Here is a 22296-nt window from a genome sequence, read left to right as displayed (position 1 = left end):
GCCATACATATAGTCGCGGCCCTTCAACAGCATCGGCGGACGGTAGCAATTGCTGACGGTGTTTTCGCCCTGCTGGTCGAGATAGACGACCTTGGGCCCGCCCGCATTCAGGTAGTTCGACATCTTGCGGGCCGAACTGCCCTGGCCGACCAGAATGCGCTTGTAGCCGGCTGCGCCGTCGATGACGAGGTTGCCGAACGAATCGGCATGGACGCGGTCCCGGTCCCAGCCACCGGCCGATGCCGGTGCCGAAAGGCCGATGGTTGCGGCCAGCGATGCAGTTGCGGTCAAGGCCAGTGCCAGACGCATGGCGCCATCTCCGTGGTTAGTCGAGTCGGAGATTAATCGTTTCTTAATCTTTGTTAAGCCTTGGGCGGCAAAGATTAAGAAACATGGTTAATTTTACCTGAGGGCCGGGCACCCTTGCGTCCCAACGGACGGGTAGTGCGACGATTGTGCCATCGGGGAGGTGTTCGCCACCGGTTTTGCTGGGCCGGTTGGTGCCTGCATACCCATCCGGGTGGTCGTGCGAGGCTTCAATCGATTGAAGGCAGGTCCGGTCATCCGCTGCGACTAAATAGGTGCGCCAGAACGGTTTTCCGACTTTGACGCGGTGCAAAAAGAGCATTAGAAAGCGCGCAGTCCGACGTCGCAAAACGGTGCGGCGGCGCCGTATTCAAACATAGCCACGCTCGGATGCAGACCGGGGGAGCCATGAGCAAATCACAAGCAACCCAATCGACAGTACGAGCGCGGCCCTTGTCGCCGCATCTTTCGATCTATCGCCCGCCGATCACCATGACGACGTCGATCCTGCACCGCATCACCGGCGGGGGGCTTTATTTCGGCACGCTGCTGGTTGCCTGGTGGCTGATCGCTGCGGCGACGTCGCAGCACTATTTCGAATTCGTAAGCTGGGTGTTCGGCACCTGGATCGGGCAGCTGGTTCTGCTCGGCTACACATGGGCGCTGATGCTGCACATGCTGGGCGGCATCCGCCATCTTGTCTGGGACGCCGGTGCCGGGCTCGAAAAGCACACGGCATCCAAGATCGCCTGGGCATCGCTGGTCGCATCGGTGGTGCTGACGGCGCTGATCTGGATCGTCGGCTACATGGTGCGGGGAGCCTGACATGAGCGGCAGCAACAACAATGACATGCGCACGCCGCTCGGCAAGGTGCGCGGCCTCGGCTCCGCCCGCGAAGGCACCGAACATTTCTGGCGCCAGCGCCTGACCGCGGTCGCCAACATTCCGCTGATGCTGTTTTTCGTCGGCCTTTTGATCGCGCTCAACGGCGCCGATTTCGCGACCGTCCGCTCCTCGCTCGCCAACCCGTTCGTATCGCTGGTGATGGCGCTGATGCTGATCTCGGGCCTCTACCACATGCGGCTTGGCATGCAGGTCGTCATCGAGGACTACATCCATGGCGAGCTGCTCAAGGTGACGCTCATCATGCTGAACACTTTCTTTACCGTAGCGGTCGGCGTCGCCTCGCTGTTCGCCCTGCTCAAACTGGCATTTGGAGGCTGACAAGGTGGCCAAGGACGGCAAGACCAGCGGAGCTTCCGCCTATACCTATGTCGATCACAAGTTCGACGTCGTTGTCGTCGGCGCCGGCGGTGCCGGCCTGCGCGCCACGCTCGGCATGGCCGAGCAGGGGCTGAAGACCGCCTGCATCACCAAGGTGTTTCCGACCCGTTCGCACACGGTCGCAGCACAAGGCGGTATCGCCGCCTCGCTGCAGAACATGGGCCCGGATTCCTGGCAGTGGCACATGTTCGACACCGTCAAGGGCTCCGACTGGCTCGGCGATGTGGACGCGATGGAATACCTGGTGCGTGAAGCACCCGCCGCCGTCTACGAGCTCGAGCATTACGGCGTGCCGTTCTCGCGTACCGAAGAAGGCAAGATCTACCAGCGGCCCTTCGGCGGCCACATGATGAACTATGGCGATGGTCCGCCCGTGCAGCGCACCTGCGCTGCCGCCGACCGCACCGGCCATGCCATCCTGCACACGCTGTATGGCCAGTCGCTGAAGCACAACGCGCAGTTCTTCATCGAATATTTCGCGCTCGACCTGATCATGGAGCCGGATGGCACCTGCACCGGTGTCGTTGCCTGGAACCTCGATGACGGTACCATTCACCGCTTCTCGGCGAAGATGGTGGTGCTGGCGACCGGCGGCTATGGCCGCGCCTATTTCTCCGCGACCTCGGCCCATACCTGCACTGGCGACGGCGGCGGCATGGCCTCGCGCGCCGGCCTTCCCTTGCAGGACATGGAGTTCGTGCAGTTCCACCCCACCGGCATCTACGGTTCGGGCTGCCTGATCACCGARGGCGCGCGCGGCGAAGGCGGCTAYCTYRYCAATTCCGAGGGCGAGCGCTTCATGGAGCGYTAYGCGCCGWCSGCSAAGGACCTSGCCTCGCGCGACGTSGTYTCGCGCKSCATGWCGMTGGAGATCCGCGARGGMCGCGGCGTCGGCMMGMACAAGGAYCACATCTWCCTGCACCTCGAKCACCTCGATCCGGCGGTGCTGCACGAGCGGCTGCCCGGCATTTCGGAATCGGCGAAGATCTTCGCTGGCGTCGATGTGACCCGCGAGCCGATCCCGGTGCTGCCGACGGTCCACTACAACATGGGCGGCATCCCGACCAATTATTGGGGCGAAGTGCTGAACCCGACCAAGGGCAATCCCGACCGCGTGTCGCCTGGCCTGATGGCGGTCGGCGAGGCGGGTTGCGCTTCTGTGCATGGCGCCAATCGCCTCGGCTCCAACTCGCTGATCGATCTCGTGGTGTTCGGCCGTGCTTCGGCGATCCGCGCCGGTGAAGTGGTCGACCGCAACGCGCCGATCCCAGCCCCCAACGCCGCCTCGGTCGAAAAGATCATGGACCGCTTCGACCGCCTGCGTCACGCCAATGGCGGCACGCCGACGGCAGTGCTGCGCGAGAAGATGCAAAAGGCGATGCAGGACGACGCCGCCGTGTTCCGCACGCAGGATTCGCTCGAGCAGGGCTGCAAGCGCATCTCCCAGATCTGGGGCGAGATGAAGGACATCAAAGTCTTCGACCGCTCGATGATCTGGAACTCGGACCTGGTGGAGACGCTGGAACTCGAAAACCTGATGTCGAACGCGATTGCCACCGTCTATGGTGCGGAAGCCCGCAAGGAAAGCCGCGGCGCGCATGCGCGCGAGGACTTCTCCGCCCGCGACGACGCCAACTGGCGCAAGCATTCGCTGGCCCACGTCGCCGAGGACGGCAAGGTGACGCTGACCTATCGGCCGGTGCACACCGAGCCGCTGCTCAAGGAAGAAGACGGCGGCATTTCCCTGGCCAAGATCGCGCCCAAGGCGCGGGTGTACTAGACATGGGCGAACCGCGGCGCCGTGCTGACCAAGCGGGAGGGCCGGTAGCGGCCGTCCGCGCTTGCGCGCGCGCCGGCCATGGCCGGGAATACCGGCCATGAGCGAACTCGCCTTCTTCGCCATCAATCTCGACCGCTCGCCGCATCGCTGGGCCGAGATCCAGCGGCTGTTCGGCGCAATGCCGTGGCCGCTCGCACGCGTCAGGGCCGTCGATGCGCGCAACCCGGATGAAGTGCTTGCTGTTCGCGGCCAAAAACTGACCATGCCGCCCAACGGCATTGGCTGGAACCCGCTGCGCCACCGCATGTTCGCGCTGGTTGAGGAGGCGTGCTTTGCCAGCCATATGCTGGCGCTGAAGGCGTTTCTCGAAGCCGACCATGAACACGCGGTGATCCTGGAAGACGACGCGGTGCCGCTCGACGGCTTTGAAGACGCAATGCGCCGGTTGCTTGCCAGCGGCATCGACTTCGACGTGGTCAAGATGGAAGGCAAGGTGCAGGCGGGCGGGCGCATGGCGCTGCCCGTGCTTGGCCTTGGCACGGCGCGGCTTGTGCGGTCGTTCCGGCCGTCTTCGGGCGGCGCTGGTTATCTGGTGACGCGCAAGGCCGCAGCACAACTGATCGCCAAGGCCGGCAAGCAGCTTCTGCCGGTGGATGATTTCATTTGCAATCCGGGGCTGCATGGCTGCGATGTGATGCATCTGTCGCCCTGGCTCATCGTCCAGGCCGGCTCGGATACGACCATGGGCGACCTGCGCACGCCGCACCGCCACGTCAAACGGCGCGACCCGTTCCATTTTATCCAGCAGGGGCTTATGCGCAGCACCCTCAGGCTCAAGCTGTGGCTCGGTGCGATGCACGGTTCGCCGTTGTCGCTGCTCAAGCTCACCAAGGCGCCGTGGTGCACTGACGACGTGCGCCAGCAGATGCGCCGCCTGGTGCTGGAGGCCGCATGATGATGGCCGCGACGCGCCCCGATGCAGGATATTCGGCTATGCCGCTTGCGGCCAAGCTCGGCCTCAAGGACGGCCAGAGCGTGGTGTTCGTCGGTCTTCCCGACGAGCTTGGCGAACTGGCCGTGTCGCGCGATTTCGCGGCAAAGGCGCTGACCGGTTGGCCAGCGCTTGCCGAGGCGGGCGAGGGGCATGACGTGGTTCACGCCTTCACCAAGCGCCGCGCCGATCTCGACCGCAATGTCGAGACGCTGAAGAAGATGATCGCGCCCGATGGCGCTGTCTGGATCTCCTGGCCCAAGAAGGCAGCGAAGATCGCCACCGACATCACCGAGGATGTCATTCGCGACGTCGCACTGCCGAAAGGGCTGGTGGACGTAAAGGTCTGTGCCGTGGACGCCGTGTGGAGCGGGCTCAAGCTCGTCATCCGCAAGGAACTGCGCCAAGCTGTGAGGAACCGATCGTGGTCGAACTAACACTCCCCAAGAACTCGCAGATCAAGCAGGGCAAGACCTGGCCGAAGCCGGAGGGTGCGACCAATCTGCGCGAATACCGGATTTACCGGTGGTCGCCCGATGATGGTGACAACCCGAGCATCGACACCTATTTCGTCGATGTCGACGATTGCGGCCCGATGGTGCTGGACGCGCTGCTCTACATCAAGAACAAGATCGACCCGACGCTGACGCTGCGCCGCTCCTGCCGCGAGGGCATCTGCGGTTCCTGCGCGATGAACATCGACGGTTCGAACACACTCGCCTGCACCAAGGGCTGCGACGACATTTCGGGTGCGGTGAAGATTTACCCGCTGCCGCACATGCCTGTCGTGAAGGACCTGGTGCCCGACCTCACAAATTTCTATGCCCAGCACCGCTCGATCGAGCCGTGGCTCAAGACGGTGTCGCCGGAGCCGGCGAAGGAATGGCTGCAGAGCCATGAGGACCGCCAGAAGCTCGACGGCCTCTACGAGTGCATCCTATGCGCCTGCTGCTCGACCTCGTGCCCGAGCTACTGGTGGAACGGCGACCGCTATCTCGGCCCAGCAACGCTGCTGCAGGCCTATCGCTGGCTGATCGACTCCCGCGACGAAGCCAAGGGCGAGCGCCTCGACAACCTCGAGGATCCGTTCCGGCTCTATCGCTGCCACACGATCATGAACTGCGCCCAGACCTGCCCGAAGGGTCTCAACCCGGCCAAGGCGATCGCAGAGATCAAGAAGATGATGGTGGAGCGCCGGGTCTGAGGCTAGAGCGCACATGACAGACCTTCCCAACCTCACCCCGGCCGAAGCACGAGTACTCGGCTGCCTGATCGAGAAGAAGGAACTGACGCCCGACGTCTATCCGATGACTTCAAATGCGCTGGTTGCTGCCGCCAACCAGAAGACGTCGCGCGAGCCGGTCATGGCCCTGGAGGTCGCCGATATCGCCCGGGCGCTCGGCACGTTGCAGGCGAAGGGGCTGGCGCGCCAGCAATTCGCCTCGCGCGTCGAACGCTACGAACATCAGATGGCGCAGAAATTCTCGCTGACGCGCAACCAGAGCGCGCTGATCGGCATGCTTCTGCTGCGCGGACCGCAGACCGTCTACGAATTGCTCGCCCGCACCGAGCGTATGGCGAACTTCGCCGATGCCGACGCCCTGCGTAGCGAACTCGACATGCTGATCGGCCGCCGGCCGGCGCTGGTCAAGGAGATCGGCCGCGCACCCGGCCAGCGCGAGGATCGTTTCGCGCATCTTTTGTCAGGTGATGTCGATGCTGCAGTTATTACGACAAGCCGGGCACCGAACGCCACCGCCCCCATTGTTTCGGAGCTCGAGGAACGCGTCCGTATTCTGGAAGAGGAAGTGGCGGCGCTCAAGGCGCGGCTCGACGCTGTCGGAGGATAGGCCGGGCGGCAGAATGATTGAAAACGGCCCGGTTGCGGAAGCATCCGGGCCGTTTTGCGTTGGTGTCTTGTTCGGAGAGGGCGGCGATGCCCTCGTCCGCCTGCCGGCACCTTCTCCCGTGGGGAGAAGGGGGCCAACCTTACTTCCTTGCCGCTTCGACGATCTCGCGGGCCATGGTTTCGGCGATGGCGTCGGTGGTGCGGCCCTCGCGCTCGGCACGCGCGAAGATCGCGGTCAGCGTGTCGGCGATCTTTTCCACGCGCGGCGTCACTGCCTCGACACTGTAGCCGCCATCGGCCTTTTCGGCTGCGACGTTGATCACGCCGCCAGCGTTGATGACGTAGTCGGGGGCGTAGAGGATGTCCTTTTCGACGAGGCGTGCGCCGTCCTCGGCGGTGGCGAGCTGGTTGTTGGCGGCACCGGCGACGATCTTCGCCTTGAGCTGCGGGATGGTGTCGGCGGACAAGATGCCGCCAAGCGCGCAGGGCGCGAAGATGTCGACATCGGCCGACAGGATGGCATCGCCGGTAACGACAGTCGCGCCCAGGGCTTCAGCCGCGCGGTTGGTGCGGGCCGGGTCGAGGTCGGAGATGGTGAGCACAGCGCCTTCGCGATGGAGCTTCTGGCACAGCGACCAGCCGACCGAGCCCAGGCCCTGCACCGCGACGCGGACGCCAGCGAGATTGTCGCTGCCAGTGCGGTGGCGAAGGGCCGCCTTGAGGCCGAGGAAGGTTCCTTGAGCGGTGAAGGGCGAGGGATTGCCGCTGCCGCCCTTGGTGGTGCCGCTGACATTGGCCGCGCGCTCTGCGAGGAAGTCGGCGTCGGAGAGCGTCATGCCGACGTCTTCGGCGGTGATGTATTGGCCTTCGAGCGCGTTGAGCATCTCGGCATAGGCTTCGAGCATCGCAGGCGTCTTGTCCTTCTTGGCGTCGGCGATGATGACCGCCTTGCCGCCGCCGAGCGGCAGGCCAGCGATGGCCGATTTGAAGGTCATGCCTCGCGACAGGCGCAGCGCATCGATGACACCGGCTTCAAAGCTCTTGTGCGGCCAGATGCGCGTGCCGCCCAAAGCAGGCCCGAGCACGGTGGTGTGGATCGACACGATGGCGGTCAGCCCGCGCGCGGTGTCGCGGCCGAGCCAGACCTGCTCGTGATGGTCGAAACCATCGAATTGGGCGACATCAGCGGTGATGTCGGTGATTTCGAGCGTGGTTGCGGCCGACAGTTGCGGGTTGCGCGGTTCAAGGACGTTCAGCATGAGGGTTCCTCCCGGTGAGCTGGTCCTCGGAAGGATAAACCGATCAGACGTTTTTTGGTTTCGAAGTGGCCCTGTGCGGCGACCGCGCATTGCGCTCGCGCGGCGTGCCGCGCAACAAACGAAAAGATTGCCGGTGATGAAAAAGATGGCCGGACGCTGGTCTGCCCCCCTGCGTCCGGCCTGCTGTGCTGCCGCATCGATGCCACACCCTCTGGCACCCCTATGGCAGCCAACCTGTCATTCCATTGCGTCGCCAAGGCGACCGCCAGTTCACGGCTCCGGCTTGTCCGCCTCCGCTGGTGGCCCCTTTGCCGGCTCTCGGGGCGGCTTCGGTTCGGCCGGCTTCGGAAGCTTGCCGCCGAAAGCCATCGGAGCCAGAAAAGCACGCGGGTTGAAGCCTGCAGCGGCGAGAGCCGCGAGCGTCTTCAGGAACTGAAGGTGGTGCATGCCCGGTTTCCTCGTTCCGCCGTCGGGACTGGACCCGCTTCGACTTCGAGCGGCAAACTAGATGGCCTCGTTGGCGCGATCTTGGACTGTGCGGCCCCATGATGCGGCCCAGGCGGCCACCCACAACGGGCCTATCGTGGGCTGTCGAGCGCCGTCTTGACGGATCGGATAACGCGAACTAAAAGGCGCGACCTCACGTCTTGGTTGTGCTGCGTAACATGAGTTGATCCGATGACGAGTGCTAACGGACAGTTCGCTTCATTCCGCCTGATGACCGACGACCTGCCTGCGCAGGACAGGTTGCCGATACTGCGCGAGGTCTATGGCCGGACCATTCTCAATGCCGATTTGGAGCCGGTCGACGATTCGCCCGTCCACATGGATATGCGGGTGAGGCTGTTGCCGGGGATCGGCATCGCCACCGGTGTCGCCTCGCCGATCCGCGTCGGGGTTACATCGCGGATGGTGGACAATGACGACGTCATCCTGCTCGCGGCACTTGCCGGTGGCAGTCACATGCAGATCGGCAAGCTGGAAGAAAGCGTTTTGCCCGGCTGCGCAATGTTCGTGCCCGGTGGCCAGGTGGGGGCGAACGTGACGCGGCCCGGCTTCACCTATGTCAATCTGCGCCTTGAACGGAAGGCGTTGCAGCCTTTGCTGGGCGACGTCACCAGCATGATGATGCGGCCGATACCGGTGCATGAAGGGCCGATACGACTGCTGTTGAGCTACGCCACGGCACTTCAGCAGATGGACGAGGCGTTGCCCGGCAACATGGCGCGCATGGTGGCGACCCATCTGCTCGACCTGACGGCCCTGACGCTTGGTGCGACACGAGATGCGGAGCAGGTGGCGCTGGGGCGCGGCTTGCGTGCCGCGCGGCTGGCGGCGATCAAGTCGGATATATCGGCGCGTGCCGACCTGCGCGGAATCTCGGCCGAAGAGATAGCAGCCTCGCACCGACTGTCGCCGCGCTATGTCAGGAAGCTGTTCGAAAGCGAGGGGCTGTCGTTCACCGAATTCGCGCTTGGCCAAAGGTTGAAGCGCGCGCACCGGATGCTGAGCGACCCGGTTTGGGCGCGCCACAGCATCACCGATATCGCCTATGAGGCCGGTTTCAACGACCTGTCTTATTTCAACAGGGCGTTTCGCAAGCGCTACTATGCTACGCCATCGGACATCCGCGCCGAAACGCTGGCGGCGTGAGCGAGTGCGCGCCGAGCATTGCCCGGCGCCCTTGATTGTTTCGGTCAGGCAAGCTTGGCGTCGAGCGAAACCTTGATGGCGCCGAGTGCCTTGGAGACCGGGCAGCCTTCCTTGGCCTTGGTGGCCAGTTCCTGGAACTTGGTATTATCGATGCCGGGCACGGTGCCTACGAGCGTGAGCGCGCTCTCAGTGATGCCGGTGCCGGGGATGAGCGTCACGACTGCCTTGGCGTCGAGTTTGTCGGCCGGCGTGCCGTTTTCGGCGAGGAAGTGCGACAGCTGCATCGCAAAGCAGCCGGCATGGGCTGCGGCGATCAGCTCCTCGGGGTTGGTGCCCGATTTGCCGGTTTCATCCTCGAAACGCGCCTTGAACGAATAGGGCTGGCCCTTGAGAGCGCCGCTCTGTGTGTCGAGCGTTCCGGAACCTTCCTTCAGATTGCCCTTCCAGACGGCGTTGGCACTGTGGTTCATGGACTTTCTCCTGGTTCAAACTGAGCGGCGGTTGAAAGACTATAGCGTCGCCGCGCGCGCATGCCACCTTCGCATGAAGGACCGGTGAGAAAACCGTGGCCTTCGAAAAAACTGTCTCGCGAAAATGTCTGGATGGTGGCGGGCGCGTCGTCCTTGGAACGTCGTGGCGTGGTGCCGCGCCTGCCGGAGGGTGAGATGCAGTTGCTACCGCATGGCAATCTCGGAAAAGGGATCGTCGAGGCGAATGCCCTGGGTGGATTTTGCGTGCCGTCCTCGGGCGTCGGCCGGGTGCTGCTGGCATTCGGCATCATCATTGTGCTGGGTTTGCTTTTTGACGCGATGGCAGGGCAACCGGCCAGCAAGTCCGCCGCACCGGTGCTAGGCTTCCAACACAGCAAGGGAGAGTAGGATGAAGTATCTTTGCCTGGTTTATCATGAGGAACAGCAGCTTGGCGCGCTTTCGCGGGACGCTGCGGCGAAGCTCGACGCGGATTCGCTTGCCTATGACAGGATGCTGGAAAACAGCGGCAAGCTGATCGCGGCTCAAGCGCTGCAGTCGGTGAAGACGGCCAAGACCGTCAAGCGCCGCAATGGCAAGAAGCTGGTCACCGACGGCCCCTTCGCCGAGACCAAGGAGCAGCTGATCGGTTTCGTCATGATCGAGGCGGCCGACCAGGACGAGGCGCTGGAGATCGCCTCGAACATCCCGCTTGCCGCGATGGGGCAGATCGAAGTGCGGGCGATCTACGATATTCCGGGGTCCTAGATCGCGTCGCCCTTGAGCAGACGCGGGGTTTCGCCAGTCAGGCCCGAGGCCTGGCGGATGAAATAGTCCTTGAGCTGCGGCACACGGTCGACCAGGCCCAGGCCGATGTCGCGAATGGCGCGGATGGGAGCGATGTCGTTGGAAAACAGCCGGTTGAGCACGTCGGTGGTGACGCCCATGCGCACGGTGTCGAAGCGGCGCCACTGTTCGTAGCGCTCAAGCACGTCGAGCGAGCCGATGTCCTGTCCCAGCCGGTCGGCCTCAACGATGGTCTCGGCAAGGGCTGCCGCATCCTTGAAGCCGAGATTGAGGCCTTGGCCCGAGATCGGGTGGATGCCGTGGGCTGCGTCACCGGCCAGGGCGAAGCGGTTGGCGACGAAGGCGCGGGCCAGCGTCAGGCCGAGCGGCCAGGCGCGGGGCTTGTCCTCGACGCGGATCTCGCCGAGCTGGAGGCCGAAGCGCTGCTCCAGCTCGATCTCGAAGACGAATGGGTCGCCATTGACCAGCTTTTCGGCGTCCTCGGTGCGTTCGTTCCAGACGATCGAGGAGCGGTTGGTGCCATCCTTGGTCGGCTTGAGCGGTAGCGTGGCAAAGGGCCCGGCCGGCAGGAAGTGCTCCTCGGCGCGGCCGCCATGCGGGCGCTCATGCGCCACCGTGCAGACGATGCCGGACTGGCCGTATTCCCAGCGCACGGTCTTGATGCCGGCCATGTCGCGCAGCCTGGATTTTACGCCATCGGCGGCGATCAAAAGTTTGACGTCGAAGCTTACACCGTCGGCGAGATGGACTTTGGACCCAGCGATGCCGGCCTCGAAGGCCTGGACGGCGACGCCTTCGATGATGTCGATGCCGAGCTCAGCAGCTCGGCGGCGCAGCGCTCCGTTGAGCACCTTGTTTTCGACCATGTGGGCGAAGGGCTCGCCTGCGCCGACTTCGCCGTCGAAGGTCAGGAAGACAGGGCGGACCGGATCGGAGGTTTTGGAATCGGTGATGATCATGCTGGTGATCGCCTGCGCCTCGGGCGCGATCTCCTCCCAGCAGCCGAGCTGGTCGAGCATGCRGCAAGCGGCGGCGGCAATCGCGGAAGCGCGGCCGTCCTTGCGCCAGACTTCGGCAGGGGCGGCATCGACGATGGCGATGTGCAGATTGGGCCGCGCCTGCTTGATCGACACTGCGGTGGCGAGGCCGACATAGCCGGCACCGGCGACCAGCACGTCGAGCTGCGTCGATTTATTGGCGTCAGATTCGCGCGTGACCATGGCGACGTCCTTTACGGCTAGGCTTCCCGCCTTGACTCGACGGGGGCTTCCTGCTGGAAACCGGGGATACTTCGTCCCGAAAAGGGGAAAGCATGCCGGCCGGAATACAAGAGCTTCTCAGCATTCTCAATCTCGAGAAGCTGGAACACAACCTGTATCGTGGTCGCAGCCCGCAGGTTCAGTGGCAACGTGTGTTTGGCGGCCAGACAATCGCCCAGGCGCTGGTGGCGGCGCAGCGCACGGTCGAGCCCGATCGGCACGTGCATTCGCTGCATGGCTACTTCATGCGGCCGGGCGATATCACCGTGCCGATCATCTACGAGGTCGACCGCATCCGCGATGGTGGCAGCTTCACCACGCGGCGCGTGGTGGCGATCCAGCATGGGCATGCTATCTTTTCGCTCGAGGCCTCGTTCCAGGTCGAAGAGACCGGCCTCGAATATCAGATGCCGATGCCGCTCGACGTGCCGCCGCCCGAAGAGCTGAAGTCACAGCGCGAGCTGTTGCAGGAGGCAACCCATGTGCCCGAGCAGATCAGGCTGTTCTGGGCCAAGGAACGGCCGCTGGAGCTGCGCCCGGTCTATGCGGAGCACTATTCGAGCCGAGACAAGCTGCCGCCGCTGCAGAAGGTCTGGATTCGCCTGACCGGCCCGGTGCCGAACGACCGTGCGTTGCGCTGCGCCGTGCTTGCTTATCTCTCCGACATGACGCTGCTCGATACGGCAACCTTTGCCCATGGCCGCGGCATCTTCGATCCCGACATCCAGGCGGCAAGCCTCGACCACGCCATGTGGTTTCATCGCGAGCATCCGCTCGACGGCTGGCTGCTCTACACCCAGGATAGCCCCTCGACGTCGGGTTCGCGCGGGTTCACCCGCGGCGCGCTTTACGCCCAGGACGGCACGCTGATTGCCTCGGTGGCACAGGAAGGGCTGATCCGCCTGCGCACAAAGCCTACAAAATAGGCATTTTAGGGTTTTTGCACGTTCTGTAGGCAGGTGCATTGCTGCACGTGCGAAGGGCGCTGCCTGCTTAGAGCAAATTAATCTTAAATTTCAATGACTTGCTCCGTGCTACTGCAAACTGGCACGGAGCTTGAATCCTTGCTGTTACTCACTGGTGACTTTCGGGTCCGCTGGGGATGTCTGCAAACGCGGGGGACCCGCATCAGCAAAGGGTGAAACCTGATGAAAATCGTGATGGCAATCATCAAGCCTTTCAAGCTCGACGAGGTGCGTGAAGCGCTCACCAATGTCGGCATACAGGGCCTGACCGTCACCGAAGTCAAAGGCTACGGGCGGCAGAAGGGACATACCGAGATCTACCGCGGCGCCGAATATGCCGTGAGCTTCCTGCCCAAGATCAAGATCGAAGTCGCCGTCTCGACCGAGCTCGCCGACAAGGCCGTCGAGGCGATCACCGCTGCGGCCAAGACCGGCCAGATCGGCGACGGCAAGATCTTCGTCTTCGGCATCGACCAGGCCGTGCGCATCCGAACCGGCGAAACCGACACCGACGCGCTCTGAGCGGGCCAACCAATTGTCATGGAGACCTCAATGCAAATTCCTACCTCATTGAAGACGGCGGCGCGCTCGGCCCTGCTTGGCACGCTCGCACTCGCCGCACTGGGCACGGTCGCGGCTTTTGCCCAGGAAACCGCACCTGCCGCAGCCGACGCGGCCGCAGCTGCACCCGCGCCCGCCGATGTCATGGACAAGGGCGACGTCGCCTGGATGCTGACGTCGTCGCTGCTGGTGCTGTTCATGGCCTTGCCGGGCCTGGCGCTGTTTTACGGCGGTCTCGTGCGCGCCAAGAACATGCTGTCGGTGCTGATGCAGTGCACGATGATCGTGGCGCTGGTGATCGTGATCTGGACGTTCTGGGGCTATTCGATGGCCTTTGGCGACGCACCGAGCCCCTATTGGGGCGGCCTCGGCAAAGCCTTCCTGATTGGGGTGACACCTGAAAGCATGGCGGCGACCTTCACCAAGGGCGTGGTCATTCCCGAATATGTCTTCATCGTCTTCCAGATGACCTTTGCCTGCATCACGCCGGCGCTGATCGTCGGCTCGTTCGCCGAACGCATCAAATTCCCGGCGGTGCTGCTGTTCGTGGCGCTGTGGGTGACCTTCGTCTACTTCCCGATCGCCCATATGGTCTGGGATTCGGACGGCCTGATCTATGGCTGGGGCGCGCTTGATTTCGCTGGCGGCACCGTCGTGCACATCAATGCGGGCATCGCCGCACTGGTCGGTGCCCTTTTGGTCGGCAAGCGCATCGGCTACGGCAAGGACAACATGGCGCCGCACTCGATGACGCTGACCATGGTCGGCGCGTCGATCCTGTGGGTCGGCTGGTTCGGCTTCAACGCCGGCTCCAACCTTGAAGCCAATGGCGGTGCGGCGCTTGCCATGATCAACACCTTCACAGCCACCGCAGGCGCTATCCTCGCCTGGGTGATCATCGAAGTGGTTACGCGCGGCAAGGCATCGATGCTGGGTGCTGCCTCGGGCATGGTTGCAGGCCTTGTTGCTGTGACGCCGGCTGCCGGCTTTGTCGGTCCGGTCGGCGCCATCGTGCTCGGAGCGATCGCTTCGGCCATCTGCTACTTCTTCGTGGCGGTGGTGAAGATCAAGCTTGGCTATGACGACTCGCTCGACGTGTTCGGCATCCACGGCGTCGGCGGCATCGTCGGCGCTATCGGCACCGGCGTCTTCAACGCCAAGGCGCTGGGCGGCGTCGGCTACGGGACGCTTTCGATCGGCGGCCAGGTGTGGACCCAGTTTCTCGCCGTATCAGTGACGGTGCTGTGGTGCGGCATCGGCTCGCTGGTGCTCTACAAGCTGGTCGACCTGCTCATCGGCCTGCGCCCGAGCGTCGAAGCCGAACGCCAAGGTCTCGACCTGACTTCGCATGGCGAGGTGGCCTACCACTCGTAATCACCCCACTTGTAATAACCAAGGGCGGCGGAGCTGCAGCTTTGCCGCCGCATTCTCCCCATCCCGTCGTGGCCGCCCGAAAAGCAGCCACGCTTTGAGGCCCGGAGCAATCCGGGCCTCCTTTTATGCAAACACCCGTAGCAATCAGGCGAAGAACGCCTGGATTCGTGGCCACCAGCCCATTGCGGCGCGAACGCGCCGGGCGGCGCTGGCGCCTCTGACGGCTTCGCCGAAGTGGCAGTAGCAAACGATGTTGTGCAGCTGCCGGTCGGACAGGTCGAAGAAGCGTTTGGCTTCGCCGTAGCTGTCGTCATTGAGGCCGGATGACCGGAAGTGTGGGTCCTCGAATGCCACGGTGAGCGGCGAACCCGTGACACGCATCGCCATGCGCTCGGCGCGCGGGGCATACTCGGTGCCCGGAAGCGTGCCGAGGCGCCGTTCGGGCTGGTGTTCCAGCAATTGGGCCCAGCGTTCGAGGCGCTGGGTCCGCGTCATGGGCAGATAGGGAGCTGCGGGTTGGATTTCAGCGAATGCCTGCAGTTGCTCGATGGTATGGTGTTTCATCGTCGCCTCCTGTCTTAGCTCTTGCTAATATTGGAAGGTATGGCGGTGCGAGCGCCGGGGCAAGCCCGAATAGCGCTGCCAATGGAAAAACCCCGGCGTCAATGATGGCTGTGACTCGGCGAGGTTTTGCGCGTGTTCCGGGTCGCTGCAGACGCTCGTGCATGAACGATGGCTTAACCTTAATGCGGCCTTAACCTTCCCCTCGATAGTCTGACAACCGAATCTGCCCGCGATGCGTTCGCATGTGGGCCACGGCATCAATGGACGGGGACGAGGCATGCGTTCTGGGGTTTCCTCACCGCTCGCGCTGACCGACGCAGGGCACGGCATTCAGGCATTCGCGCGACGGCAGGCAGGCCGCGCGGCGGGCCTGGGTTTGTTCGCCTTCGTGGCCTTCGGCCTGGCGGCACTCGGTACCTGGAATGTCGCCGACCCGAGCTTCAGCCATGCCACCGACAGCCCCGTCACCAATGCCATGGGTTATCCCGGTGCTGTGTTCGCAGACCTTGCCATGCAGTTCTTCGGCCTGGCCTCGGTCGCGGCGCTGATGCCGGCGGTGATCTGGGGCGTGCTGTTTGTCACCGCGCGTGGCGTCGACCGCATGCCCAAGCGCGGCCTTGTCTGGTTTGGCTCGGCACTCCTTGCCGCGRCAATCGCGGGCTGTGTCGGCGCGCCGCCAACCTGGCCACTGCCGACCGGTCTTGGTGGCGTGTTCGGCGACATGGTGCTCAAGGTGCCGGGCCTGTTCATCGGTGGTTATCCGACCGGACTGATTGCAACGGTCATAGGCGTGCTGTTGATCGCCCCGGCGATCTGGCTGTTTGCCTTTGGTGCCGGCTTGCTGAAGCGTGAGAACGGCTTTGCGGTGGTCAATCCCAAGCCCAAGCCCGACATGCGCGAGCAAGATTTCGCCAGCTTCGACGATGAGGAAGACGACGACAACGAGGGTGTGCTGGCGCTCGGAGCGATCACGCATTGGTGGCTGTCGGCCAAGGCCTATATGCGCCGCCGCGCCGCCAAGCGCCGAGAGCTGGAGGGCTACGACATGCCGCCGGTGAAGCGCGAAAGCGCCTGGCGGCAGGCTGCCGAGCGCGTCGAATCGGCCGAGCGCGCCGAACAGCGCGTTACAACAGGCGGCCGCGCGCGGGTCGAGCCCGAGTTCTTCGCCCAGATGGTGGCGCATGAGCGCTCGGTTTCCATCGATCCGGAAGACCAGGACGTCTTCGGCGACGACGACATGGACATGTCGCCCGAGCCGCGCCGCGGTGCCAATGCCCAGGTGCAGAATTTCCGCTCGCCGGCGAATGGCTCTCCAGCCGCGCGTGTTGCAGCACCCGCACCCCGACCGGCTCCAGGCGCCCGCGTCCAGCGCGAGGCGCAGACCACGCTGATCGGGGCCGAGACCTTCGAGATGCCGTCGCTGCATTTCCTGGCCGAGCCCAAGAACGTGGTCCGCGATGCCTCCTTGTCGAAGGACGCGCTCGAACAGAATGCGCGCCTGCTTGAAGGCGTGCTTGAGGACTTTGGCGTCAAGGGCGAGATCATCCATGTCCGTCCCGGTCCGGTCGTCACCCTCTACGAGCTTGAGCCGGCGCCCGGCATCAAGTCGTCGCGCGTCATCGGCCTTGCCGACGACATTGCGCGTTCGATGAGCGCGATCGCCGCGCGCGTCGCTGTCGTGCCGGGACGCAATGCCATCGGCATCGAACTTCCCAATGCCAAGCGCGAGACCGTCTATCTCAGGGAGATACTGGCGAGCCGCGATTTCGAGACGACCAAGGCCAAACTCGCGCTGGCGCTCGGCAAGACCATCAATGGCGAGGCGGTCATCGTCGACATCGCCAAGATGCCGCACGTGCTCGTTGCCGGTACCACCGGCTCGGGCAAGTCGGTGGCGATCAACACCATGATTCTGTCGCTGCTCTATCGCATGACGCCGCAGGAATGCCGGCTGATCATGATCGATCCGAAGATGCTCGAACTGTCGGTCTATGACGGCATTCCGCACCTTTTGACGCCTGTCGTCACCGACCCGAAGAAGGCTGTGGTGGCGCTGAAGTGGACGGTGCGGGAGATGGAAGACCGCTACCGCAAGATGTCCAAGGTCGGCGTGCGCAATATCGACGGCTTCAACGCCCGCGTCAGCCAGGCCGAGAAAAAGGGCGAGCAGATCTCACGCACCGTGCAGACCGGCTTCGACCGCCAGACCGGCGAGGCGATCTACGAGACCGAAAACCTCGATCTGGCGCCGCTGCCCTACATTGTCGTCGTCATCGACGAGATGGCCGACCTGATGATGGTCGCCGGCAAGGATATCGAAGGTGCAGTCCAGCGCCTGGCTCAGATGGCGCGCGCGGCGGGCATCCACGTCATCATGGCGACCCAGCGTCCCTCGGTCGACGTCATCACCGGTACGATCAAGGCCAACTTCCCGACGCGCATCTCGTTCCAGGTGACGTCGAAGATCGACAGCCGCACCATCCTGGGCGAGCAAGGTGCCGAGCAGCTGCTTGGCATGGGCGACATGCTCTACATGGCCGGCGGTGGGCGCATCCAGCGCGTCCACGGTCCGTTCGTTGCTGACGAGGAGGTCGAAAAGGTCGTCGCCCATCTCAAGCTGCAGGGCGTGCCGGAGTATCTCGACGCCATCACCGAAGACGACGGCGAAGACGATGACGAGCCGTCGGGCAAGGGCGGTGGCGGCAATGGCGGCGGCGGCAACTTCGAGGAATYGGACGATCCCTACGACCAGGCGGTGGCCGTGGTGCTGCGCGACGGCAAGGCCTCGACCAGCTACATCCAGCGTCGGCTGGGTATCGGCTACAACCGTGCCGCCTCGATTATCGAGCGGATGGAGAAGGAAGGTATCGTCGGCGCCGCCAACCATGCGGGAAAACGCGAAATCCTGGTGCCGACCGAAGACGACAAGATGTGAGGACGGAACCAGCGATCACGTTTTCGCGTTGATGGCGTGACGCGGACATGTGTCAAACTTCAGCCCCACTGGGCGGCGATAGAGTTGCCGAACTGGAATGAGACGAGAGTTATCGGCATGACAGACAATCTTTTTGCCACCAAGGGTGGCTTTGGCCTGACGCGGCGCCGCCTGCTTGGCCTGGCAGCAGCGATGGCGCTGACCGCAGCACCAGTGATGGGGCTCAGTTCGCAAGCGCAAGCCCAGTCATCGGAAGCCGCCCAGCGCATAGCCGACCACTTCTCGAGCGTGCGCACGATGTCGGGCGAGTTCGTGCAGTTTGGCCCGCGCGGCGAGCAGACGGGCGGCAAGTTCTTCCTGCAACGCCCGGGCAGGATCCGTTTCAACTACGAGGCGCCGTCCAACTTCAAGGTCATCTCCGACGGCCAGTCGGTGGTCATCCTGAATTCCAAGATGCGAACCTCCGACCTTTATCCGCTGTCGAAGACGCCGCTGAAGCTTTTGCTCGACGAGCGCATCGACCTCAGCGGCAACAAGGTCAAGAGCGTCACCGAAGAAGACGACCTGACCACCATCAAGCTTTCGGACAGGCAGGTGTTCGGCAACTCGACCATCACCATGATGTTCGATCCCAAGACCTATGAACTCAGGCAGTGGACGATCACGGACGCGCAGGGCAAGGACACCACCGTGATGGTGTTCAACGTCAAGCAGGGCGGCGCATTTCCCGCCGACACGTTCAAGATCGACTACAAGCTCAACCGCGAGCTCAACACCCACAAGAAGAACGACTGAGCCTTGTTCGCCAACCCTGTCCTGCTTAGCAGGGGCGAGGGATGAGACAGTCTTTGCGGCTGCGTTGCCCGGCTTAGTTGTGGACAGCGGCGCCGGTGAGGCCGCGCCCACCTTCTAGCCTTGTCATTGCGTGACCGTGCTGTCAGTTTCCGCCGCAACGTCTTGCCGGAACCTGCTATGCCCTTTTCCATCGCTACCTGGAACATCAATTCCGTGCGCCTGCGCATGCCGCTGGTCGAGCGGCTGTTGAACGAGTACGCGCCCGACGTCTTGTGCCTGCAGGAAACCAAGTGCCCTGACGACCAGTTTCCGTCGGCCGCGTTTCGCAAGATCGGCTACGAACACATCGCCATCCATGGCCAGAAGGGGTATCACGGCGTCGCCACGGTGGCGCGGCGGCCGCTTGAAATCGTGGAGAAACGCCGCTTCTGCGAGATCGACGACAGCCGACATCTGTCGGTGCGCTTCGATGCCGGCGGCAAGAAGGTGACGCTGCACAATTTCTACGTTCCCGCCGGCGGCGACGAGCCCGATCCGGAGATCAACCCGAAATTCCGCCACAAGCTCGACTTCGTCGCCGAGATGAACGCGATCCGCGCCGAACAGGACGACACTTCCGCCTCGGTGCTGGTCGGCGACCTCAACATCGCGCCACTCGAACACGACGTGTGGTCGCACAAGCAACTGCGCAACGTCGTCAGCCACACACCGGTGGAGACCGAAAGCTTCGAGGCGATGCGCAAGGCCGGCGACTGGGTCGACCTGATGCGGCTCAATGTGCCGGACGACCAGAAGATCTACACGTGGTGGAGCTACAGGGCGAAGGATTGGGAGATTTCCAATCGCGGCCGCCGGCTCGATCATGTCTGGTCCTCGGCGAACCTCGCGCCTGATCTCGCCGGCATCGACATAGTGAGTGCCGCGCGTGGCTGGGAACGGCCGTCGGATCACGTGCCGGTGATTGCGAGGTTCAATCTGGACTGAAGTTTAGGTCCGGCCGGCAGTTGGGGCAGGCCGGCTTCGCCGGTTTACCCCGACCTTGCCAGCTTCGCGGCATGGTTCCCGACACTCTCCGCTCATTCCACTCGCTCACGAGGTCGGGAATGACGGGCTTAGTTGGCACCAGAGCACAAGCTGTTGCCGTGTCCAGAAGCCCGGCCGACTGCAGCTACTTGCCGAATCGCGGGGCCATGCTTTCTATCCGCGCGATCATGTCCTGGAGGTCTTCGAGGATGTGCTGGTGCAGCCGGGCGGCGGCCTCGGGATATTCCTCCAAAATGCGGTGGAACATTTTCCGGTTGAGGCGGATGACCTCCGAATCGATGGCCGCTGCCGCACTGGTCAGCCGCCTGGTGTCGGCGATCAGTGCAAGTTCGCCGAGCATCGAGCCGGGTCCGGCCGAGCCGACTTCGGCGCGCGGTCCGTCAACCTCGCGGTAAAGCGCTATTCGTCCCGATATGACGACATAGGCCGAATCGGCCTCGTCATCCTCGCGATAGAGCTTGCGATCGGCGGGGAGATGCACATTCTCCGCGCCAAAAGCCAGCAAACGCAGCTGTTCTTGTGTGAAGCCCTCAAATAGCCTCACGCCGGACAGGATGCGGATGTCGTCATCCAGCGCCATTATGTCCCCGACTTCTCAGACCGGCTCCCCCTTGTCGTTAGCCGGCGGCCCCACTCGCCGGGTAAACCAGTCAGGGGACCAGCTTGTATCCGCCGCTTTCTGTCACAAGAATTTCCGCATTGGAAGGATCGCGCTCGATCTTCTGGCGAAGACGGTACACATGCGTTTCCAACGTGTGCGTCGTGACACCTGAATTGTAGCCCCAAACCTCTTCGAGAAGTACGTCGCGGGTGACCACCTTCTGGTCGGCCCGGTAGAGATATTTGATGATCGAGGCCTCCTTTTCGGTGAGCCTGACCTTGCCGCCGCGCGCGTCGATGAGAAGCTTCTGGCTCGGCTTGAAGGTGTAGGGCCCGACGGCGAAGGTGGCATCCTCGCTCTGTTCGTGCTGGCGCAGCTGGGCGCGGATGCGCGCGAGCAGGACGGCGAAGCGGAACGGCTTGGTGACATAGTCGTTGGCGCCGGCCTCGAGACCGAGGATCGTGTCCGAATCGGTGTCGTGGCCGGTCAGCATGATGATGGGCGCCTTGTAGCCGCCCTTGCGCAGGATCTTCACCGCCTCGCGGCCATCCATGTCGGGCAGGCCGACATCCATGATGAGCAGGTCGATGAGGCCAGCGCGCGCTGCGTTGACGCCCTTGGTGGCCGAGGCCTCCTCCAGGACTTCGAACTCCTCATAGAGCGCGAGCTGCTCGACAAGCGTGCCGCGCAGATCGTCGTCATCGTCGACAATGAGGATGGTGCGTGAGGTCATGGAGCATCCGTTGTTTTAAAATCAAAATTCTGTTGACCACAGACTATGGATGCGGAAGCTGACTGCGACAACCATTGACCGGGTGATTTGTTCCGCGATGCGATCATACAAGAAAAATCAAAGGCGTAATTGGGGCGGATGAATTTTTGCGCAAGGGCATTTCCACAATCGTCGTAAGGGCCAAACCCGGCGACCCGACCAAGGGCCTGCTGCAAGTGGGTGCAACGGTGTTTCCTTGTGCGCTGGGGAGTGGCGGCATTTCGGCCGACAAACGCGAAGGCGATGGCGCGACGCCGCTCGCGACGATGCGTCTTTTGTCGGGCTATTTCCGGCGGGATCATTTCGCAGCGGGCCAGACGCGGCTTGCCATGCGCGCGATCGCGCCTGATCTCGGCTGGTGCGAAGTGCCTGAGGACCGCAACTATAACAGGCCGGTGAAGATCCCTTATGGCGCGAGCCATGAGCGGATGAAGCGCGACGACCGGCTCTACGATGCCTGCATCGTGCTCGACTGGAACATCCGGCCGCGACGGCGCGGACGCGGCAGCGCCATCTTCTTTCACCTGGCGCGGCCGGGTTTCAGCCCGACGCAAGGCTGCGTGGCGGTGACGGCACGCGTGATGGCGCGGCTATTGCCGCATCTTTCGAACCGCACGGTGCTGAAAGTGGTGCGCTGAAGAAAGCGGCCCGAAGATGGGAGACTATCTTCGGGCCGAGTGTGCTCCCAGAGTGAGCTTGGGAGATCAGTTCAACGGTGGTCGTGGCGGCGCGGCTGTTGCCAGCCGATATCGAGCAGCCCGAGCCGGCCTAGATCGGCGTCGACTGCCTTCGCGATATCCTTGCAAGGGATGCCGGTGTCGCGGCGATAGTGTTCGGTCAGGCAGCCGAAATCCTGGGCGGGCACGTTGAGGGCTGCCTTCATCTGGCGGAACCAATCCATGACCGGCTGCAGCCGGGCCGGCTGGACGTATGGGGTTTTCAGGATATCGGTCGACATGGTGTGGTCCGTTTCGTCCGGATATCAAATCCGGTTTGACATTGCTCTAACTGGTCCCATGATGTGGCGT

The 22296-nt window shown here is 63.4% G+C and carries 26 protein-coding genes; 17 read left to right on the top strand and 9 right to left on the bottom strand.

What is annotated here, in order from left to right; all coding sequences use genetic code 11:
* On the bottom strand, window positions 1-309 hold a 309-nt coding region (locus tag AC1DWF_RS07925; RefSeq protein WP_476841575.1), incomplete at its 3' end, for a hypothetical protein.
* Between the two features lie 405 nt (window positions 310-714).
* Here AC1DWF_RS07925 and sdhC point away from each other — a divergent pair.
* The 7 genes from sdhC to AC1DWF_RS07890 all read left to right on the top strand — a co-directional run bounded on the left by sdhC (window position 715) and on the right by AC1DWF_RS07890 (window position 6212).
* Window positions 715-1131, top strand: a complete 417-nt coding sequence (sdhC, locus tag AC1DWF_RS07920; protein ID WP_476782130.1) for a succinate dehydrogenase, cytochrome b556 subunit — start codon at window positions 715-717, stop codon at window positions 1129-1131.
* A gap of 1 nt (window position 1132) precedes the next feature.
* The gene (gene sdhD / locus AC1DWF_RS07915) at window positions 1133-1531 is read left to right on the top strand and encodes a succinate dehydrogenase, hydrophobic membrane anchor protein (protein WP_476782129.1); all 399 of its coding nucleotides are present in this window, start codon (window positions 1133-1135) and stop codon (window positions 1529-1531) included.
* Window positions 1532-1535: 4 nt separating this feature from the next.
* On the top strand, window positions 1536-3371 hold the full coding sequence (gene sdhA, locus AC1DWF_RS07910) for a succinate dehydrogenase flavoprotein subunit (protein ID WP_476841574.1): 1836 nt from the start codon (window positions 1536-1538) through the stop codon (window positions 3369-3371).
* Window positions 3372-3468: 97 nt separating this feature from the next.
* Window positions 3469-4326 carry a glycosyltransferase family 25 protein gene (locus AC1DWF_RS07905; RefSeq protein WP_476782127.1) on the top strand — a complete coding sequence of 286 codons (858 nt, stop codon included), beginning with the start codon at window positions 3469-3471 and terminating at the stop codon, window positions 4324-4326.
* Entirely contained in the window at window positions 4323-4799 is a 477-nt protein-coding gene (locus tag AC1DWF_RS07900) for a DUF3052 domain-containing protein (RefSeq protein WP_476782126.1), read from the top strand. The genes AC1DWF_RS07905 and AC1DWF_RS07900 overlap by 4 nt, the downstream gene beginning before the upstream one ends.
* The gene (locus tag AC1DWF_RS07895; protein ID WP_476782125.1) at window positions 4787-5566 is read left to right on the top strand and encodes a succinate dehydrogenase iron-sulfur subunit; all 780 of its coding nucleotides are present in this window, start codon (window positions 4787-4789) and stop codon (window positions 5564-5566) included. The genes AC1DWF_RS07900 and AC1DWF_RS07895 overlap by 13 nt, the downstream gene beginning before the upstream one ends.
* A 13-nt stretch (window positions 5567-5579) precedes the next feature.
* A complete protein-coding gene (locus tag AC1DWF_RS07890; protein WP_476782124.1) occupies window positions 5580-6212 on the top strand; it encodes a YceH family protein in 633 nt (210 codons plus the stop codon).
* Between the two features lie 139 nt (window positions 6213-6351).
* Here the strand turns inward: AC1DWF_RS07890 and AC1DWF_RS07885 are convergent, their stop codons facing one another.
* Window positions 6352-7470 carry a Glu/Leu/Phe/Val family dehydrogenase gene (locus tag AC1DWF_RS07885; protein ID WP_476787813.1) on the bottom strand — a complete coding sequence of 373 codons (1119 nt, stop codon included), beginning with the start codon at window positions 7468-7470 and terminating at the stop codon, window positions 6352-6354.
* Window positions 7471-7740: 270 nt separating this feature from the next.
* Window positions 7741-7917 (bottom strand): hypothetical protein, encoded by a 177-nt coding sequence (locus AC1DWF_RS07880; protein WP_476782122.1) that lies wholly within the window; start codon window positions 7915-7917, stop codon window positions 7741-7743.
* Window positions 7918-8148: 231 nt separating this feature from the next.
* On the opposite strand from AC1DWF_RS07880, the gene AC1DWF_RS07875 reads away from it, so the two are divergent.
* Window positions 8149-9123, top strand: a complete 975-nt coding sequence (locus AC1DWF_RS07875; protein WP_476782121.1) for an AraC family transcriptional regulator — start codon at window positions 8149-8151, stop codon at window positions 9121-9123.
* 44 nt (window positions 9124-9167) lie between these two features.
* Here AC1DWF_RS07875 and AC1DWF_RS07870 read toward each other — a convergent pair whose 3' ends face one another.
* The gene (locus AC1DWF_RS07870; protein WP_476782120.1) at window positions 9168-9593 is read right to left on the bottom strand and encodes an OsmC family protein; all 426 of its coding nucleotides are present in this window, start codon (window positions 9591-9593) and stop codon (window positions 9168-9170) included.
* A gap of 84 nt (window positions 9594-9677) precedes the next feature.
* On the opposite strand from AC1DWF_RS07870, the gene AC1DWF_RS07865 reads away from it, so the two are divergent.
* Together AC1DWF_RS07865 and AC1DWF_RS07860 are read left to right on the top strand one after the other, a co-directional pair.
* Complete coding sequence (locus AC1DWF_RS07865; RefSeq protein WP_476782119.1) at window positions 9678-10001, top strand: hypothetical protein; 324 nt, start codon at window positions 9678-9680, stop codon at window positions 9999-10001.
* A 1-nt stretch (window position 10002) separates the two neighbouring features.
* Complete coding sequence (locus tag AC1DWF_RS07860; protein ID WP_476782118.1) at window positions 10003-10359, top strand: YciI family protein; 357 nt, start codon at window positions 10003-10005, stop codon at window positions 10357-10359.
* Here AC1DWF_RS07860 and AC1DWF_RS07855 read toward each other — a convergent pair.
* Window positions 10356-11618 carry a ubiquinone biosynthesis hydroxylase gene (locus tag AC1DWF_RS07855; protein WP_476841573.1) on the bottom strand — a complete coding sequence of 421 codons (1263 nt, stop codon included), beginning with the start codon at window positions 11616-11618 and terminating at the stop codon, window positions 10356-10358. The genes AC1DWF_RS07860 and AC1DWF_RS07855 overlap by 4 nt on opposite strands.
* Before the next feature lie 92 nt (window positions 11619-11710).
* Between AC1DWF_RS07855 and tesB the strand changes: the two genes are divergently transcribed.
* The 3 genes from tesB (at window position 11711) to AC1DWF_RS07840 (ending at window position 14557) form a co-directional block, all read left to right on the top strand.
* On the top strand, window positions 11711-12583 hold the full coding sequence (gene tesB / locus AC1DWF_RS07850; protein WP_476782116.1) for an acyl-CoA thioesterase II: 873 nt from the start codon (window positions 11711-11713) through the stop codon (window positions 12581-12583).
* Between the two features lie 222 nt (window positions 12584-12805).
* Window positions 12806-13144 (top strand): P-II family nitrogen regulator, encoded by a 339-nt coding sequence (locus tag AC1DWF_RS07845; protein WP_109574243.1) that lies wholly within the window; start codon window positions 12806-12808, stop codon window positions 13142-13144.
* A 30-nt stretch (window positions 13145-13174) separates the two neighbouring features.
* Window positions 13175-14557: an ammonium transporter gene (locus tag AC1DWF_RS07840; protein ID WP_476782115.1), complete on the top strand. Its 1383-nt coding sequence runs from the start codon at window positions 13175-13177 to the stop codon at window positions 14555-14557.
* Between the two features lie 144 nt (window positions 14558-14701).
* On the opposite strand, the gene AC1DWF_RS07835 is transcribed toward AC1DWF_RS07840, so the two are convergent.
* Complete coding sequence (locus AC1DWF_RS07835) at window positions 14702-15121, bottom strand: hypothetical protein (protein WP_476782114.1); 420 nt, start codon at window positions 15119-15121, stop codon at window positions 14702-14704.
* Between the two features lie 277 nt (window positions 15122-15398).
* Between AC1DWF_RS07835 and AC1DWF_RS07830 the strand changes: the two genes are divergently transcribed.
* The 3 genes from AC1DWF_RS07830 (at window position 15399) to xth (ending at window position 19835) form a co-directional block, all read left to right on the top strand.
* Window positions 15399-18056: a DNA translocase FtsK gene (locus AC1DWF_RS07830; RefSeq protein WP_476841572.1), complete on the top strand. Its 2658-nt coding sequence runs from the start codon at window positions 15399-15401 to the stop codon at window positions 18054-18056.
* A 117-nt stretch (window positions 18057-18173) separates the two neighbouring features.
* Complete coding sequence (locus AC1DWF_RS07825; RefSeq protein ID WP_476781967.1) at window positions 18174-18851, top strand: outer membrane lipoprotein carrier protein LolA; 678 nt, start codon at window positions 18174-18176, stop codon at window positions 18849-18851.
* Between the two features lie 177 nt (window positions 18852-19028).
* Window positions 19029-19835, top strand: coding sequence for an exodeoxyribonuclease III (gene xth / locus AC1DWF_RS07820; protein ID WP_476781966.1), 807 nt, complete (start codon window positions 19029-19031; stop codon window positions 19833-19835).
* Between the two features lie 184 nt (window positions 19836-20019).
* On the opposite strand, the gene AC1DWF_RS07815 is transcribed toward xth, so the two are convergent.
* On the bottom strand, window positions 20020-20475 hold the full coding sequence (locus AC1DWF_RS07815; RefSeq protein WP_476781965.1) for a cyclic nucleotide-binding domain-containing protein: 456 nt from the start codon (window positions 20473-20475) through the stop codon (window positions 20020-20022).
* 70 nt (window positions 20476-20545) lie between these two features.
* Window positions 20546-21229: a response regulator transcription factor gene (locus AC1DWF_RS07810; RefSeq protein ID WP_476781964.1), complete on the bottom strand. Its 684-nt coding sequence runs from the start codon at window positions 21227-21229 to the stop codon at window positions 20546-20548.
* Window positions 21230-21375: 146 nt separating this feature from the next.
* Between AC1DWF_RS07810 and AC1DWF_RS07805 the strand changes: the two genes are divergently transcribed.
* A complete protein-coding gene (locus AC1DWF_RS07805) occupies window positions 21376-21906 on the top strand; it encodes a L,D-transpeptidase family protein (RefSeq protein ID WP_476781963.1) in 531 nt (176 codons plus the stop codon).
* 71 nt (window positions 21907-21977) lie between these two features.
* On the opposite strand, the gene AC1DWF_RS07800 is transcribed toward AC1DWF_RS07805, so the two are convergent.
* Complete coding sequence (locus tag AC1DWF_RS07800) at window positions 21978-22226, bottom strand: hypothetical protein (protein WP_476781962.1); 249 nt, start codon at window positions 22224-22226, stop codon at window positions 21978-21980.
* Window positions 22227-22296 lie beyond the last annotated feature (70 nt).

The sequence above is a fragment of the Aminobacter sp. P4_D5 genome, from assembly GCF_056401815.1.
Note: the sequence above shows the minus strand (reverse complement) of the source record. Positions and strands in the feature narration are given on the sequence as shown.